This window comes from Actinoplanes sp. ATCC 53533, from assembly GCF_003947245.1.
The window spans coordinates 1-604 of the sequence record NZ_QHHV01000679.1; the positions used below are offsets into that span (position 1 = coordinate 1).

Genomic DNA, 604 nt, shown 5'->3' on the forward strand with positions numbered 1-604 from the left:
GGACCTGGCTGAGCGCCGCCGCGTCCGCGGCCGGCGCCGACAGGCGCCGCAGGCCTTCGTGGTCGTATTCGTCGTTCGCGACTATCAGCGCTGTTCGGCGGCCGGCCACTTTCCGTCCTCTCCGGCCGCGTGCCGGTCGACGAACAGCTTGATCAGCCTCTCCTGTTCGGCGAGGCTTGCTTCGGACAGCTCGAGGACGTCCCCGCCGATTTCCAGCCGCACTGTTCGGCGTACGCCGTCGCTGCGGCCAAGCCATGATTTGATCGCGGTTACTACCGAGCGCAGCCCTTGCGCCGATTTGCCGAGAGTGACCAGCAGGCCGCCGACCACGGCAACATCGAACGCCCGAGTGCCGGCCGGAGGCCCACCGGCGCGCATAGCGATCACGTCCTCAACGTCGAGTAGCCGCAGTTGATCGCGTAGGTATCCGGTCAGAGCGTCGAGCCGTTCGGCGTCAGCTCCGTCCTCGGACAGTTGAATGCGAAGTGTTCCGGTCATCGGGGCATCCCTCATGCAAATGAAGCTCGGCTTGAGCTTCCTCTTGTCCACGCGCTGGCAATCGGTTGGTGACTCAGTCGGAGGCCGGTGAGATCAGCTACGTATC

General features: G+C 65.2%; 1 protein-coding gene. It reads right to left on the reverse strand.

Features of this window, described 5'->3' with window-relative positions; all coding sequences use genetic code 11:
- Positions 1–84: 84 nt before the first annotated feature.
- On the reverse strand, positions 85–549 hold the full coding sequence (locus tag DMB66_RS60605) for a hypothetical protein (protein ID WP_199753346.1): 465 nt from the start codon (positions 547–549) through the stop codon (positions 85–87).
- Positions 550–604 lie beyond the last annotated feature (55 nt).